The following is a 14324-nucleotide window of genomic DNA, read 5'->3' as shown; positions in this document are numbered from 1 at the left end:
CGGTGGAACGGATCCGCTCCGCGACCGGATGGCCGGCGGCTCCTCCGCGCGGACCGCGGTGCCCGGCGCGCGGCCGAGCACCGCGGTCGTACCGGCGCGAGGCACCGGAGGGGCCGCCGGCATCCCCGGCCCGGCCCGAGCGCGCGGGACGAGCCGAGCTCCCGGGCTCAGCGGTACCGGGGAAGCCGCCGAGCCAGCACGATCCCGAGCACCGTGAGCACCCCGCACAGCACCAGGGTCAACGACAGCGGCACCGAGGAACCGCCGGACGAACCGACCAGTGCCAGCGCGCCGATCGGCAGCAGCCCGCCCGCGACGGCCGTGCCGAACGAGATGCACAGCCCGGTGCCGGTGTAGCGGGCGTCCACCGGGAACAACTCGGACAGCAGCGAGGGCACCGCACCGTTGAACGCCGCGTAGCAGAGCGTGCCGACGAGCATCGCCAGCAGCATCGCGCCGAACCCGCCGCCGTCGATCAGCCAGAATGCCGGGAAGGCCCACAGCACCAGCACGATCCCGGACCCCGCGGTGAGCCGTTCCCGGCCCCACCGGTCCGCGTGCACCGCGAACACCACCGTCAGCACGACCAGCAGCAGCGAGGCGAGCACCAGGCCCAGCTGCACGTCCACCGCGCTGAGCGCGGGCACGTACTGCTTCGTGTACGCCACCAGCCCGGTCATCAGCACGTACAGGAAGGAGCAGGACGCCGACCACATCAGCGATCCGGCCAGCAGCGCGAGCCCGTGGTCGCGGAACACCGCGCGCACCGTGGGCCGGGCGCTGCGCTGCCCGCTCTCCCGCTCGGCGAGTTCCGCGAGGAACGCGGGGGTCTCCTCCAGGCGCCTGCGCAGCACCAGGCCGAGCGCGATGAGCAGCGCGCTGGCCAGGAACGGCAGCCGCCACGCCCAGGACAGGAACGCGTCCTCGCTGACCCACAGGTTCACCACCAGGATCACCGAGCTGGCCAGCCCGATGCCGAGCACCGTGCCCAGCTGCACGAACGCGCCGTAGAGCGACTTCCGCTTCGCCGGGGCGTGTTCGACGGCGACGAGCACCGCCCCGCCCCACTCGCCGCCGACGGCGAGGCCCTGCAGCAGGCGGCAGACGACCAGCAGCACCGGCGCCCAGAACCCGGCGACCGCGAACGGCGGCAGCAGTCCGATGGCGACGGTCGAACCGCCCATCACGAGCATCGAGGTCAGCAGCGCGGTGCGCCTGCCGCGGCTGTCGCCGAGCTTGCCGAACAGCAGCGCGCCCAACGGGCGCATCCCGAACGCGACGGCGTGCGTGGCGAGCGCGGCGAGCGTGCCCATCCACGGGGAGGCGCCGGGGAAGAACAGCGGCCCGAACACCAACGCCGCCATGAAGGAGTAGATGATGAAATCGAAGATCTCGATGAGCGTGCCGAGCAACGACGAGCCGGCGATGCGGGCCGCCGACAGCGGACGTCCTGCGGTGGCGGGTCTGTTCGCGCACGCGGGTTCCGCGGCCGTTCCGGACATGGGGGTACCGCCTAGGGGTGAGGGGTGGGGAGGGTCAGGCCGCGCGCAGGGCTTCGGCGTAGTCGGCCGCGCCGCCCGCGCCGCCGATCGCCAGCACGTGGTCCATCGTGGACCGGGCGTCGCCCCCGAGGTTGTCGGCGAACTTCGCGCGAATGTCCGCATCGGACAGCGGGCGTTCGGTGTGGCCGCGGTTGACGTCCTCGCGGCGGTGCAGCCTGCGTCCGCCGGTGAGCACGATCTCCACTTCGGCCGAATAGGCCTGCGGGAAGCGGCTGTTCGGATCGTCGGCGATCTCCACGCGCTGCGCGAGGCGCAGGATCTCCTGGTCCGCCAACGCTTCGTCGGTGAACTCGGCGAGGGTGAGCCGGTCGCGGGCCAGGCAGGCCCCGGCGATGAACGGGAGGCTGAACTTGGCGTCGTAGTCGTCCTGCGGAGCGCGCTTGCGCTCGATCGGCTCGCACACGGCGGCGGCGGGCGTCTCGTGGATGTGGCAGCGCACCACGTCGACCTCGGCGGCGCTGAAGCCCTCGGCCTGCTTCAGGTGCAGGATCGCGTCGGCGAACGCGTGGGTGAAGTGGCAGCTCGGGTACGGCTTCACCGCGGTGGCCAGCAGTTCCCAGCGTTCGCCGAGCCCGTCGAGCGCTTCGGTGGCGTCCCAGCCGTCCGGGCCGAGGTGCGTGGCGTAGAGCCCGTATCGCCCCTCGTAGACCTGCTCGGGCCCGGGCCAGCCGACGGCGGCGAAGGAGGCGGCGGTGAGCGCGCTGGTCGCCGCCCACCCGGGGTGCAGCCGCTTGGTCCACGCGCCGTCGGCGAGGAATTCCAAGATGCCCGAGGCCATCGAGCCGACGATCCGCTGCGCTTCGGCGATGCCGTCGGCGTCCAGCCCGGCCAGCTTCCCCGCGCTCACCGCGGACCCGAAGGCCCCGGCGAGTCCGGTGGGGTGGAAGCCGCCCGCGTGGAAACCGCCGTGCGCGACGGTGCCCACCCGCGCGGTGATCTCGATGCCGAGGACGTAGGCCAGCAGCAGGTCCTCGGCGGAGCGCCGGTGCTTGAGGGCGGCGGCGATGCTCACCGGCAGCGCGCTCGCCGAGACGTGGGTGACCGCGGGCAGGTGCGTGTCGTCGAAGTCGAGGCCGTGCACCAGAACCGCGTTGAGCAGGGCGGCTTCGCGCAGGGCGAGCCGGTCCGGGAGCCCGATGACCGGCTGGTCGCCGGGACCGAGTTCGGCGGCGGCGCGCCGGGCGCGCCGGGTGAACTCCTCGTCGACCGCGGCCAAGGCGACGCCGACGGAGTCGAGCGCGAGGTGCCGTGCGCGGCGCAGCACTTCGTCGGGTACGTCCCGCAGCGTGGTGCGCGCGGCGAATTCCCCGAGCACGTCCGCGATGGCAGGCATGGGCGCCTCCTCGGCCTCGTCATTGATGACCCGGCGGATGCGCGGCCGCATCCGGCCCGCACAGTGTGCAACCACCCACCGCGCCACCACAAGACAAAAGTCTGACGTTTTCGCCGAGGCGGTTCGAGGAGTCCTCGGAGGACTAGTCCTCCATGCGTTCGTAGAGGGGCTTGAGGCCCAGGAGGTGTTCGCGCACCAGGGTTTCGGCGATGTCGGCCTCGCCACCGGCGACCGCCTCGTAGATCTTCACGTGGTCCTCGTCGATGCCGTCCCAGGCCGGGCGCGAGATCCGGTCCCGGTGCATCCGGCCGCGCAGCACCGCGTTGATCGGGCTGCACATCACGTGCAGCAGCGGGTTGCCGCTGATCGACACCAGCGTGGTGTGGAAGTCCCAGTGCACGGTGAAGCCTTCGTCCGGATCGAGGTGCCCGGTGCCCTCGACGGTCCGGCGCAGTTCCGCGAGGCCGTCCTCGTCCGCGCGCTCGGCGGCCAGGCGCGCCGCGTGCGGCTCCAGCAGCAGCCGCGCCTCGATCAGGTTGTCCACCGACATGCCGCGCGAGTTGACCAGCAATCCGAGGCTGCCGCCGAGGTTGTCGGCGATGCGCCCGGCATCCGGGGCGGCCACGAAGCTGCCGCCGGTGACGCCGCGAGTGGTGTCGATCAGGTGCTGGCTGGCGAGCTGGCGCAGCGCCTCGCGCACGGTGCTGCGGCTGACGCCGAACATGCTCCCGAGCTCGGTCTCGCTGGGCAGCCGCGACCCGGAGGGCAGCGCGCCGCTGACGATCTGGTCGCGCAGCTGCTCGGCGACCTGCCGGTACGCCGCCTGCACCGGGCGCACCCGCAGCTTCGCGGATTCGCCGCCTCCTGGCCGGGTGGCCGCCATGATGCCTCGCTCCTCCTCGCGCCGGACCGGGTTCCGGCCGCTCCCGGTCAGCGTACGGGACCGCACCGGACCGGCCGGAACACTGGGAACTCAATTGTCTGACGTATTGCGCGGCGGCGCTCGGCGGCCGCATACTCCGAGGCGTTCCCGGCGCGGCGGCCGACCCCCGGACCGCGTCCGCGACAGGCACGAACAGGAGGTGCGGCGGTGGCCGTGCACGGAGGTCAGCAAGGGCGCTACTTCGAGGACTTCGTCGTCGGAGACATCTACCGGCACCCGCTGGGGCGCACCATCAGCGAGGCGGACAACACCTGGTTCACCCTGCTCACGATGAACACGCACCCGGCGCACTTCGACGCGCACTACGCGTCGAAGACGCCGTTCGAGAAGGTGCTGGTCAACTCGGGCCTGACCATCGCGATGCTGCTGGGCCAGAGCGTCAGCGACATCAGCCAGCGGGCGGTGGCGAACCTGGCGATGAACAACATCCAGCTCACCCACCCCGTCTACGTCGGCGACACCCTCTACGGGGAGTCGATCTGCACCGGCAAGCGGGAATCGAAGTCGCGCCCGTACGCGGGCCTGGTCAACGTGCACACCCGCGCGCTCAACGCCGAGGGCGACGAGTGCCTGTCGTTCGACCGCACCGTGCTGATCTACAAGCGGGACCAGGCCGAGGCCATCGACTCCTTCCCCACCGCCAAGAACGGCCCGCTGTCGCTGGACGACGACGGAGGTGCGCGGTGAACCGGCTGCCGCTGGCCGACGTGCGGATCCTCGCCGTCGAGCAGTACGGGGCGGGGCCGTTCGGCTCGGTGCACCTGGCCGACCTGGGCGCGGAGGTCATCAAGATCGAGGACCCGCGGTTCGGCGGCGACGTCGGCCGCCTGACCCCGCCGTACGCCGAGGACGGCGATTCGCTGTTCTTCGAGGCGTTCAACCGCAACAAGCGCTCCGTCGTGCTCGACCTCACCAGCCCCGCCGGCCGCGAGGTCTTCGAGAAGCTGGTGGGCGTCAGCGACGCGGTGTACTCGAACCTGCGCGGTGACGTGCCCGCGAAGATGGGCATCCGCTACGACGACCTCAAGCACCTGAACCCGGCGATCGTGTGCTGCTCGCTGTCCGGCTACGGCATGACCGGGCCGCGCGCGAAGCAACCCGGCTACGACTACATGCTGCAGGGCCTGGCCGGCTGGATGTCGGTGACCGGCGAGCCGGACGGGCCGCCCACCAAGTCCGGACTGTCCATGGTGGACTACTCGGGCGGCCTGGTGGCCGCGATCTCGCTGCTGTCGGCGATCCACGGCGCGCGGCGCGACGGCGTCGGCTTGGACTGCGACGTGAGCCTGTACGACACGGCGATCGGCATGCTCACCTACCTCGCCACCTGGCACCTCAACGCCGAGTTCGAACCGAAGCGCACGCACCACTCGGCGCACCCGAGCCTGGTGCCGTTCCAGAACTTCCCCACCGCCGACTCGTGGATCGTGATCGGCTGCGCGAAGCAGAAGTTCTGGGAGAAGTTCGTCGACGTGCTCGGCTCCCCCGCCTGGGCCGCCGAAGCGCGGTTCGCCACCACCTCGGACCGCTACGCGCACTCCGCGGACTGCGTGCGGCTCATCGAGCAGGAGCTGGCGCGGCGCGGCACCGCCGAGTGGCTGGGGCTGCTGGAGGCCGCCGGTGTCCCGTGCGCGCCGATCAACACGATCCCGCAGGCGTTGCGGGAGGAGCACACCGAAGCCCGCGGCATGGTCGTCACCACCGAGCACCCGCGGTTCGGCGAGGTCAAGCAGGTCGCCTCCCCGGTGCGCGCGGGTGAGCCCAGGACCGACCACCAGCGTGCGCCCTTCCTCGGCGAGCACACCTCGTCCACATTGGACGATCTGCTCGGGCTGGACGCGGCGGAGTTCCAGCGGTTGGCCGGCGAAGGTGCTTTCGGAGCGAATGGAGACGCGCCGTGGATTTCGAGCTGAACGAGGACCAGGCCCAGTTCCAGCAGGTGCTGCGGGACTTCGTGGACGCGGAGGTCGTGCCGGTCGCGCAGGAGTGGGAGCGCGCAGGCCGCTACCCCGCCGAGATCGTGGCGAAGATGGCCGACCTCGGCCTGTTCGGGCTGCTGATCCCCGAGGAGTACGGCGGGGTGGACGCGGACTTCGTGTCGTTCACCCTCGTGTTCGAGGAGATCGCGCGCGGCTGGATGGGCGTGGCGGGCATCCTCGGCAGCCACTCGGTGTCCACCTGGATGCTCAGCAGGCACGGCACCGAGGAGCAGAAGCGCACGTACCTGCCCGAGCTGGCGACCGGCGTGCGCCGCACCGGCATCGCGCTGACCGAACCGGACGCGGGCACCGACCTGCAGGGCATCCGCACCACCGCCGAGCGCGACGGCGACCACTACGTCATCAACGGCAGCAAGATGTGGATCACCAACGCCCGGTACGCCGACCCGCTGCCGGTGCTGGTGAAGACCGACCGCACCGCCTCGCCCGCGCACAAGGGCATGAGCGTGCTGCTCGTCGACGCGGGCACCCCCGGGTTCACCGTCACCAAGGACATCCCGAAGCTCGGCTACAAGGGCACCGAATCCTGCGAGGTCGTGTTCGAGGACGTGCGGGTGCCCGCGGCGAACCTGCTCGGCGGCGTCGAAGGGCGCGGGATGCAGCAGGTGCTCTCGGCGCTGGAGACCGGGCGGCTCAACATCGCCGGGCGCAGCCTCGGCATCGCGCAGCGCTCCTACGACGAGGCGCTGTCCTACGCGGGCGAGCGCAAGGCCTTCGGCAAGCCCATCGCCGAGTTCCAGGCCATCCAGATCCGCATCGCCGAGATGGCCACCCAGCTGCAGGCCGCGCGGCTGCTGTCCTACTGGTCGGCCAGCAAGCTCGACCGCGGCGAACGCGCCGACCTGGAGACCGGGATGGCGAAGCTGTTCGCCTCCGAGGTCGCGCTGCAGGCCGCGCAGGACTCGATGCGGGTGCACGGCGGCTACGGCTACTCGGCGGAGTTCGAGATCGAACGGCTCTACCGCGACTCGATCCTGATGACCATCGGCGAGGGCACCAGCGACATCATGCGCACCGTCATCGCGAAATCCCTCTCCGCCGGGAAGGGGAAGGTCGGATGGTGAGCACGCGCAGCTGGCTGTTCTGCCCCGCCGACCGGCCCGAGCGGCTGCGCCGGGCCGCCGACACCGCCGACGCGGCCGTCGCCGACCTGGAGGACGCGGTGCACGTCGACGGCAAGGCCGCCGCCCGCGAGCAGCTCGTCCCGGTGCTGCGCGAGGACCCGGTGCGGGCCTGCCGGATCTGGGTGCGGGTCAACGGCGACGAGCACCTGGCCGCCGACCTCGCCGCGCTCGCCGGACTGCCGGTCGCGGGGATCGTGGTGCCCAAGGCCGAGCCGGAGCTGCTGCGGGCCGTCGCCGAACGGGTGGACGTTCCGCTGCTGGCGCTCGTCGAGACCGCGGACGGCCTGTGGCGGGTGCGGGAATCGGCCGCGGTGCCGCAGGTGCGGGCGCTGACCCTCGGCGAGTACGACCTGGCCGACGACCTCGGCACCTGCTCCCCGGAGGTGGACGCGGAACCGCTGCGGTGGGCGCGCTCCCGCGTCGTGGCGGCCGCGGCCGCCGCCGGGCTCGACCCGCCGCCCGCGCCGGTGTCCGCGGACCTCGCCGACCTCGACTCGTACGCGACCGAAACAGGACGGTTGCAGCACTTCGGGTTCTTCGGCCGGATGTGCGTCCACCCGAAGCAGGTAGCGCGGGTGCACGCCGCGCTGCGCCCCGCCGCCGACGAGGTGGACCGGGCGCGGAAGGTGGTGCTGGCCGCCGACGCCGCCGAACGCGACGGCCGGGCCGTGCTCGTGGTGGACGGCCGCATGATCGACGCGCCGGTGGTGCGCCGCGCGCGGCGCGTCCTCGACCTGGCCACCGCCGACCTGGCGACCGGTCACGGGTAGGCGCGGCGTTCCAGCAGCGGCGTGAGCCGGTGGTCCACGAGGTCGCGCATCACCAGCGCCGTGTCGGTGCGCTCCACGCCGGGGATCGCGAGCACCTGTCCGGCGATCCGGTACAGGTCATCGGTGTCGCGGGCGACGACCTGCACGAACAGGTCGGCGGGGCCGCTGATCCCCGCCACCTCCAGCACCTCGGGGATGGCGCGCAGCTCCGCGGCCACCGGCCCCAGCAGGCTCTGCGTGACCTGCACCGTCATCAGCGCGCGCAGCGGGTAGCCGAGGGCGCGGGGGTCGACGCGGCGCTCGAACGAGCCGAGCACGCCCCGCTCCTCCAACCTGCTCACCCGGCTCTGCACCGTGTTGCGGGACAGGCCGGTCTCCGCGGCGAGCGCGCTGATCGTGGCGCGCGGGGCGCGGGACAGCGCCAGCAGCAGCCGGGCGTCCACGGCGTCGACCGGGTCCTGATTTGGCACCTTGCTCAGCTCCTTCCGGACGATCACGGGCGGACTTGAGCATTCTGCTGCATCACGCCGCGCTGACTTGTGCAGAAAACGAAGTGTTGGTGGAGTTCCCACCATTCATGCCCAGCGGTGGCCGCGGGTCACCCGGTTCGTGAGGAGTTCGACCGATGGCCGACGACGCAGTCGCCCAGCACAGCGGTACGCGCGAGCAGGAGGCGCTCGCCGAGATCGAACGGCGGGTGCTGTGGCTGTCCACCGCGATCATCCACGAGGCGAACCGGAACCGGCCGAACCCCTCGGGCCTGAAGGTGGGCGGGCACCAGGCGTCCTGCGCCTCGATGGTGTCGATCATGACGGCGCTGTGGTTCCACGAGCTCGGCCCCGACGACCGGGTGTCGGTGAAACCGCACGCCTCCCCCGTGCTGCACGCCATCAACTACCTCATCGGCGAGCTCGACGAGCGCTACCTGCCGACGCTGCGCGAGTTCGGCGGCCTGCAGAGCTATCCGAGCCGTTCCAAGGACCCCGACCCGGTCGACTACTCCACCGGGTCCGTCGGCATCGGCGCCACCGCCCCGATCTGGGGTGCGCTGGCCCGCCGCTACGTGCGCTCCACCACCGGGGGCGGCGGCACCGGACGGCAGTTCTCCCTCGTCGGCGACGCCGAATTGGACGAGGGCGCCGTGTGGGAGGCGCTGCTGGACCCGGCCGTCGCCGAGCTCGGCGAGCTGGTGTGGGTCGTCGACCTCAACCGGCAATCTCTGGACCGGGTGGTGCCGAACATCGCCGCCGGGCGGCTGCGCGGCATGTTCGCCGCCGCGGGCTGGCAGACCTTGGAGCTCAAGTACGGGCGGCTGTTGGAGGAGCTGTTCGCCCGGCCCGGCGGCGACGCGCTGCGGGACCGCATCGACACCATGACGAACCCGGAGTACCAGCGGCTGCTGCGCTGCGACGCCGCGCAGCTGCGGGACCGGCTGCCCGGTGACGGCCCGGCGCGCGAGGCCATCGGCGCCCTGATCGCCGAGCTGGACGACGCGACGCTGCTGGCCGCGATCCGCAACCTCGGCGGCCACGACCTGGGCGCGCTCGGCGAGGTGTTCGGCGAGATCGACGACACCCGGCCCACGGTGATCTTCGCCTACACCGTGAAGGGGCACGGGCTGCCCACCGAGGGGCACCCGCAGAACCACTCCTCGCTGCTCACCCACGAGCAGTTCGCCGAGCTCGCGCCCCGGCTGGGCGCCGAGGTGGACCGGCCGTGGCAGCGGTTCGACGCCGGCACCGCCGCCGGCCGGTTGTGCGCCGAGGCGGGGGCCCGGCTGCGCCGCGAACCGGTGCCGGCCACCGCGCCGCCCGCGCTGCCGCTCGACATCGGCCGCACCCCCACCGGCACCGCGACCACGCAGGCCGCGCTGGGACGGGTGCTGCTGGACCTCACCCGTCAGTCCCCGGAGGCGGCGCGGCGCGTCGTGACCGTGTGCCCGGACGTCAGCTCCACCACGAACCTCGGCGGCTGGGTGAACAAGGTCGGGGTGTGGTCCTCGCGGCAGCGCCGGGACTGGTTCGCCGACGACGCCGAGACCATCCTGCACTGGCGGGAACAACCCACCGGCCAGCACGTGGAACTGGGCATCGCCGAGACGAACCTGGTGGGGCTGCTGGGCGAGCTCGGCTCGACCTGGAGCAGGTGGGGCGAGCCGCTGCTGCCGATCGGCGTGCTCTACGACCCGTTCGTGGAACGCGCGCTGGAGCCGTGGGCGTTCGGCATCTACAGCGGCGGTCAGTCCATCCTCGTCGGCACGCCCTCCGGGGTGAGCCTGGCGCCGGAAGGCGGCGCGCACCAGTCAGTGAAGACCCCGTCCATCGGGCTCGAACAACCCGGCTGCACCAGCTACGAACCGGCGTTCGCGCAGGACGTGGAGTGGGCGCTGCTCGCCTCGCTGGCGCAGCTCGGCAAGCCGGGCGGCACCTCCGCCTACCTGCGGTTGTCGACCCGGCCGCTGGACCAGAACCTCGCCGCGGTCCCGGCCGATCCGGCGGCGCGGGAACGCCGCAGGCGGCAGGTCGTCGCCGGGGCGTACCCGCTGCGCAGCACCCCGGACCCGAAGCTCACCATCGCCGCGATGGGCGTGACCGTGCCGGAGGCGCTGGCCGCCGCCGACCGCCTCGGCCAGGCCGGGGTGGACACCGACGTGGTGTGCGTGACCAGCCCCGACCTGCTGTTCCGCGCGCTACGGGCACGGCAGGGGCGCCAGGACGGGTCGAGCTGGATCTTGGACCAGGCGTTCCCCGCGCACCGGGCGGCACCGCTGGTGACGATCGGCGACGGGCACCCGCACACCCTCGCGTTCCTGGCGACGGTGAACCGGGTGCCGAGCACCACCCTCGGCGTCACCGACTTCGGCCAGTCCGGTTCCCCGGAGGACGTCTACCGCCACCACGGCCTGGACACCGACACCATCGTCCGAGCCGGGCTCGACCTGCTGGCCTGATCCACGTCGGCTGGGCCGAATCCACAGCGGAGGAGATCCGGTCCCCGAACTCGTCCCGCCGGTTCCCCGTCATCGGCGAAGCCGTCGAGCCGCCGACCACCCGAGAAACCGGACCCCCGCGAGTTCTCAGCGGTTCCCTCGCGAAGACGGCGATGTCGCCGCGGTGCTGCACGAGAAATGGATCCCGCAGCGAGGGAACCGCTGAGAAGTCCGCCACCCGACCCCCGGGGGCAACCGAGCGGCGGGGTCACTCATGCGGCGTCGATGAGCCACCAGTTCTTGTCCTGGTCGCTGTTCGGCTCCAAGACGACGACCTCGTTGAGCGCGTTGCCGTAGTACGGCGCCACGACCTGTTCGGTCGACCGGGACACGATCTTGTACTCGTTTCCGCCGAACGACCTGCTCGGCAGGGACCACTGGAACTCGGGGACGTGCCTGCACTCGCCCTGGGTGAGCGCGGTCTTCCCGTAGTACTGGCCGCCCGGCTTGAGGCACTTCCCGGTCTTGTCGTTGCGGATCAGGTAGTAACCGCCGGAGTTCTCCACCGACCAGCGGTCACCGTCGGCGGTGCTCGCCGAATTCCACGCGTACATCCAGATTCCGTCGTTCGAGTTGTTCCCGTAGTTCTGCGGGAGCAGGCTCCCATCGGTGGCCGAGTTGATGATGCGCAATTCCGCGGACGCCGCACCGGCCGCACCGGCGAGCACTCCGGACAGCGCGGTCAGCACCGCGGCCGCGAGGACGCCGAACCGGACGAGAACACGTTGCATGGCACACCTTTCCCAGAAGTAGGCGAGCCGATCCGGCCGCCACCATCTTGATCGGCGACCGGCAACCGGAACTCGATCACACGAACGGGCGGACGGTTCGATTTCCGGAGCCGTTCGACAATGGAAATGAACACTTCGAATTCCGCATCGGGGAGGACCCATCTGTTCCGCAGCTGGCGGCCATCGAGAACGGTCGTTGGACCGGGGCGGACATCGGCCGAACACTCGGAGCGAGCGCACCGGACGCATTCCGGAGCGCCGGCACCCCCGAGAGGAATCCCGACATGCCTTCGAGCGATCTGGCCCGGTTGATGCGCTGCTTCGCCGCGCGGGCGCTGCTGCTCGCGCTCGCGCTGGGGCTCGCGGGCGCGCAGCTGCTGGCCCTGCTGGCGCTGCTGGCGGCGACCGGCCTGCTGGCCTGGTCCGGTGCTCCCGCGTCCACCGCCCGTCTTCGACCCTGCGCGGCGGATCGTGGTTCTTCCTGCTCCGCAACGGAAGTCGAGGGATAGGCCGTCAGCCGACGAGGTGCGCGAGCAGCGCCCGAGCGGCCGGGTTGGTGAGCTCCGCGGAGCGCCCGACCAGGCGGATCGGCCGGACCAGCGCCGGTTCCGCCAGCCGCGCGTGCGGCAGGCCGGAGCGCTCGGCGACGACGTCCGGCACGATGCTCACCCCGAGCCCCGCCGCCACCAGGGCGATCAGCAGCGGGACGTGCGTGGCCTCGCAGACCCGGTTGAGCCGCACCCCGGCGTCGGCGAACCCGCGCGCGATCATCGCCTGCAGGCTGCTGCCGAGGAATTCGACGAACGGTTCGTCCCCGCACTCGGTCAGCCGCACCCGGTCGCGACCGGCCAGCCGGTGCCCGGGGTGGCAGACCAACGCCATGCGCTGGGTCCACTCGCCGAAGCGGACGAGCTCCGCGTCGAACGGGCCCTCCCCGGCCACGTACGCCAGGTCCAGCTCACCGGCCACCACCGCGTTCGCCAGGTCCGGCATGATCCCTTCGCGCACGTGGATGCGCACCCCCGGGTACCGCAGCCGGAACTCACCGAGCTCGGCGGGCAGGTCGAGCACCGTCAACGTCTGGATGGTGCCGATCGACACCCGCCCCCGCGACAGGCCCTGCACCGCGGCCACCTCGCCGCGGGCCGCGACCACGTCGGCGGTGATCCGCCGCGCCGTCGGCAGCAGCGCGCGGCCCGCCTCGGTGAGCAGCACCTTGCGGCTGGTGCGCTCGAACAGCGCGGAGCCCAGCTCCACTTCGAGCTTGCGGACGGACGCGCTCAGCGCGGACTGCACGACGTGCACCTCGCGCGCCGCCCCGGTGAAGCTGCCGTGCCGCGCGACCGCGAGGAAGTGCTCCAACTGCCGCAGCTCCATCGGCCCACGGTAGCGCCACCCGCCGGGACGAGCGCCGAGATGGTGGTCACGGCGGGGCGTTCCTCGACCGCCGCCGGCCCGTCCTTCGTGGACCTTCCGGGAAGCCGCCGCGGGGCGAACGCCGTCGACGTCCGGTTCGATCCCGGTGCCGCGGCCGGCTGCCGTGCGAGGACGCGCTCCCGAGCACCGACGCGCTCGCCGCTCCCCGTTGCTCCAGGTGGCGCAATTCGGCGCGTTCGGCCACGTGGCCGCGGGTTCGGGGGTTAGCGTGCCGGGCCCGACCTCGCGGCCGATCGCCGTGGGGGCGCGACGCCCGCCGGTGCGGGCGGCCCGCGAGGTCGGGAGCGACGCGGGGGAACACCTGGGGCCCGCGTCGACCTCGATCGGAAGGAGCATCCACATGATCAGCCGACGATGGCGCGGAGCGGCCGCGGCACTCGCCGCCGGACTGGTCCTGAGCATCCCGGCCACCGCGCAGGCGGCCGGTGACGCGGCACCCGTGGCCGAGCAGCCGACGATGCTGCTGGTGCACGGGTTCAACACCGACCCGCCGACGTCCTGCAACAGCTCCACCTGGAAGACCGCGCTGGAGTACTACCAGCACCCGGGCGGCCGGGACCGCGGCTCGCTGCGGACGATCGGCTACTACGCGGGCGATTCCGCGCACTGCGACGACGTGATCGGCGACGGGGAGGCCACCAAGAACCGGCCCATCCAGGAGATCGCGAAGGACTTCGCCAACCACATCCACGCGAACTACACGGCGAAGGGGAAGCAGGTCGACATCGTCGCGCACTCGATGGGCGGGCTGATCACCCGCGTCGCGATCCTCGGCACCCGGGAGGGCTGGAGCGGGTTCCCGTCGGAGGTGGACGTGCGCAACGTCGTCACCCTCGGCACCCCGCACCAGGGATTGCGCGACGGCTGCACCAAGGACGAGTTCGAGGCGAAGAAGTGCAGCAGGCAGTGGCACCAGATGACGCCGACGAAGGACGGCGGCTCCGGGTTCATCGACAAGCTGCACGAATCCGCGAAGGGGAAGGACGACCGCGGCCTGGACGACCCGTGGGCGAAGGACATCGACTGGAGCCTCGCCGGGTCCACTGAGGACGGAACCGTCTCGTACCCCTCCGCGATCGACAAGGGGTACTTCGCGCACCAGAAGTACGGCTTCGACGAGGACCTCGACGGCGACGGGTCGAACGAGTGCTCCGACCCGGAGATCAGCCACGGCGCGCTGCGCTCCACCAAGGGAGCCGGCGGGTTCTGCCTGCGCTACTGGCACCACGGTGCCGGCGGCGGGCCGCACACCACGGAGAACGGCTGGTCCCCGCTGAAGGTGGCGTTCAAGGCCGCCACGCACATCGGTGATGACCTGCCGAAGTGACTCCCGGGCCCGGGGGGGGGGGGGGGGGGGGGGGGCGCCCCGCCGGGGGGGGGGGGGGGGGCGGCCGGGGGGGGCCCCCCCCCCCGGGCCGGGCGGGGGGGGGCGGGG

General features: G+C 72.2%; 13 protein-coding genes. 7 read left to right on the top strand and 6 right to left on the bottom strand.

The window, feature by feature from the left end:
- Window positions 1-167: 167 nt before the first annotated feature.
- The 3 genes from LCD31_RS14285 to LCD31_RS14275 all read right to left on the bottom strand — a co-directional run bounded on the left by LCD31_RS14285 (window position 168) and on the right by LCD31_RS14275 (window position 3778).
- Entirely contained in the window at window positions 168-1502 is a 1335-nt protein-coding gene (locus LCD31_RS14285) for an MFS transporter (RefSeq protein WP_224958657.1), read from the bottom strand.
- A gap of 34 nt (window positions 1503-1536) precedes the next feature.
- Window positions 1537-2895 carry an MmgE/PrpD family protein gene (locus LCD31_RS14280; RefSeq protein WP_224958656.1) on the bottom strand — a complete coding sequence of 453 codons (1359 nt, stop codon included), beginning with the start codon at window positions 2893-2895 and terminating at the stop codon, window positions 1537-1539.
- Window positions 2896-3037: 142 nt separating this feature from the next.
- Window positions 3038-3778 carry a FadR/GntR family transcriptional regulator gene (locus LCD31_RS14275; protein ID WP_224958655.1) on the bottom strand — a complete coding sequence of 247 codons (741 nt, stop codon included), beginning with the start codon at window positions 3776-3778 and terminating at the stop codon, window positions 3038-3040.
- A gap of 207 nt (window positions 3779-3985) precedes the next feature.
- Between LCD31_RS14275 and LCD31_RS14270 the strand changes: the two genes are divergently transcribed.
- Genes LCD31_RS14270 through LCD31_RS14255 form a run of 4 tightly spaced genes read left to right on the top strand, consistent with a single transcriptional unit; the run spans window position 3986 to window position 7732 of the window.
- The gene (locus tag LCD31_RS14270) at window positions 3986-4525 is read left to right on the top strand and encodes a MaoC family dehydratase (RefSeq protein ID WP_224958654.1); all 540 of its coding nucleotides are present in this window, start codon (window positions 3986-3988) and stop codon (window positions 4523-4525) included.
- A complete protein-coding gene (locus LCD31_RS14265; RefSeq protein WP_224958653.1) occupies window positions 4522-5751 on the top strand; it encodes a CaiB/BaiF CoA-transferase family protein in 1230 nt (409 codons plus the stop codon). Before LCD31_RS14270 ends, LCD31_RS14265 begins: the two co-directional genes overlap by 4 nt.
- The gene (locus LCD31_RS14260) at window positions 5736-6902 is read left to right on the top strand and encodes an acyl-CoA dehydrogenase family protein (protein WP_224958652.1); all 1167 of its coding nucleotides are present in this window, start codon (window positions 5736-5738) and stop codon (window positions 6900-6902) included. Before LCD31_RS14265 ends, LCD31_RS14260 begins: the two co-directional genes overlap by 16 nt.
- Window positions 6899-7732, top strand: coding sequence for a CoA ester lyase (locus LCD31_RS14255; protein ID WP_224958651.1), 834 nt, complete (start codon window positions 6899-6901; stop codon window positions 7730-7732). Before LCD31_RS14260 ends, LCD31_RS14255 begins: the two co-directional genes overlap by 4 nt.
- Here LCD31_RS14255 and LCD31_RS14250 read toward each other — a convergent pair.
- Entirely contained in the window at window positions 7723-8229 is a 507-nt protein-coding gene (locus tag LCD31_RS14250) for an Lrp/AsnC family transcriptional regulator (protein WP_224958650.1), read from the bottom strand. The genes LCD31_RS14255 and LCD31_RS14250 overlap by 10 nt on opposite strands.
- Before the next feature lie 128 nt (window positions 8230-8357).
- Here LCD31_RS14250 and LCD31_RS14245 point away from each other — a divergent pair, with 128 nt between their 5' ends.
- The gene (locus LCD31_RS14245) at window positions 8358-10682 is read left to right on the top strand and encodes a pyruvate dehydrogenase (protein WP_224958649.1); all 2325 of its coding nucleotides are present in this window, start codon (window positions 8358-8360) and stop codon (window positions 10680-10682) included.
- A 251-nt stretch (window positions 10683-10933) separates the two neighbouring features.
- Here the strand turns inward: LCD31_RS14245 and LCD31_RS14240 are convergent, their stop codons facing one another.
- On the bottom strand, window positions 10934-11452 hold the full coding sequence (locus LCD31_RS14240; RefSeq protein ID WP_224958647.1) for an RICIN domain-containing protein: 519 nt from the start codon (window positions 11450-11452) through the stop codon (window positions 10934-10936).
- A 284-nt stretch (window positions 11453-11736) separates the two neighbouring features.
- On the opposite strand from LCD31_RS14240, the gene LCD31_RS14235 reads away from it, so the two are divergent.
- Window positions 11737-11961: a hypothetical protein gene (locus LCD31_RS14235; protein ID WP_224958645.1), complete on the top strand. Its 225-nt coding sequence runs from the start codon at window positions 11737-11739 to the stop codon at window positions 11959-11961.
- A 4-nt stretch (window positions 11962-11965) separates the two neighbouring features.
- Here LCD31_RS14235 and LCD31_RS14230 read toward each other — a convergent pair whose 3' ends face one another.
- Window positions 11966-12829 carry a LysR family transcriptional regulator gene (locus LCD31_RS14230; protein WP_224958643.1) on the bottom strand — a complete coding sequence of 288 codons (864 nt, stop codon included), beginning with the start codon at window positions 12827-12829 and terminating at the stop codon, window positions 11966-11968.
- 400 nt (window positions 12830-13229) lie between these two features.
- Between LCD31_RS14230 and LCD31_RS14225 the strand changes: the two genes are divergently transcribed.
- The gene (locus LCD31_RS14225; RefSeq protein WP_224977867.1) at window positions 13230-14216 is read left to right on the top strand and encodes a triacylglycerol lipase; all 987 of its coding nucleotides are present in this window, start codon (window positions 13230-13232) and stop codon (window positions 14214-14216) included.
- Window positions 14217-14324 lie beyond the last annotated feature (108 nt).

This window comes from Saccharopolyspora sp. 6M (assembly GCF_020176775.1).
In the GTDB taxonomy this organism is placed as follows: domain Bacteria; phylum Actinomycetota; class Actinomycetes; order Mycobacteriales; family Pseudonocardiaceae; genus Saccharopolyspora_C; species Saccharopolyspora_C gregorii.
Note: the sequence above shows the minus strand (reverse complement) of the source record. Positions and strands in the feature narration are given on the sequence as shown.

Bases quoted from the DNA above. Each gene is read 5' to 3' on its own strand.
- LCD31_RS14235 (WP_224958645.1), top strand. From the start codon at position 11,737: ATGCCTTCGAGCGATCTGGCCCGGTTGATGCGCTGCTTCGCCGCGCGG.
- LCD31_RS14225 (WP_224977867.1), top strand. From the start codon at position 13,230: ATGATCAGCCGACGATGGCGCGGAGCGGCCGCGGCACTCGCCGCCGGA.
- LCD31_RS14280 (WP_224958656.1), bottom strand. From the start codon at position 2,895: ATGCCTGCCATCGCGGACGTGCTCGGGGAATTCGCCGCGCGCACCACG.
- LCD31_RS14240 (WP_224958647.1), bottom strand. From the start codon at position 11,452: ATGCAACGTGTTCTCGTCCGGTTCGGCGTCCTCGCGGCCGCGGTGCTG.
- LCD31_RS14275 (WP_224958655.1), bottom strand. From the start codon at position 3,778: ATGGCGGCCACCCGGCCAGGAGGCGGCGAATCCGCGAAGCTGCGGGTG.
- LCD31_RS14285 (WP_224958657.1), bottom strand. From the start codon at position 1,502: ATGTCCGGAACGGCCGCGGAACCCGCGTGCGCGAACAGACCCGCCACC.
- LCD31_RS14245 (WP_224958649.1), top strand. From the start codon at position 8,358: ATGGCCGACGACGCAGTCGCCCAGCACAGCGGTACGCGCGAGCAGGAG.
- LCD31_RS14230 (WP_224958643.1), bottom strand. From the start codon at position 12,829: ATGGAGCTGCGGCAGTTGGAGCACTTCCTCGCGGTCGCGCGGCACGGC.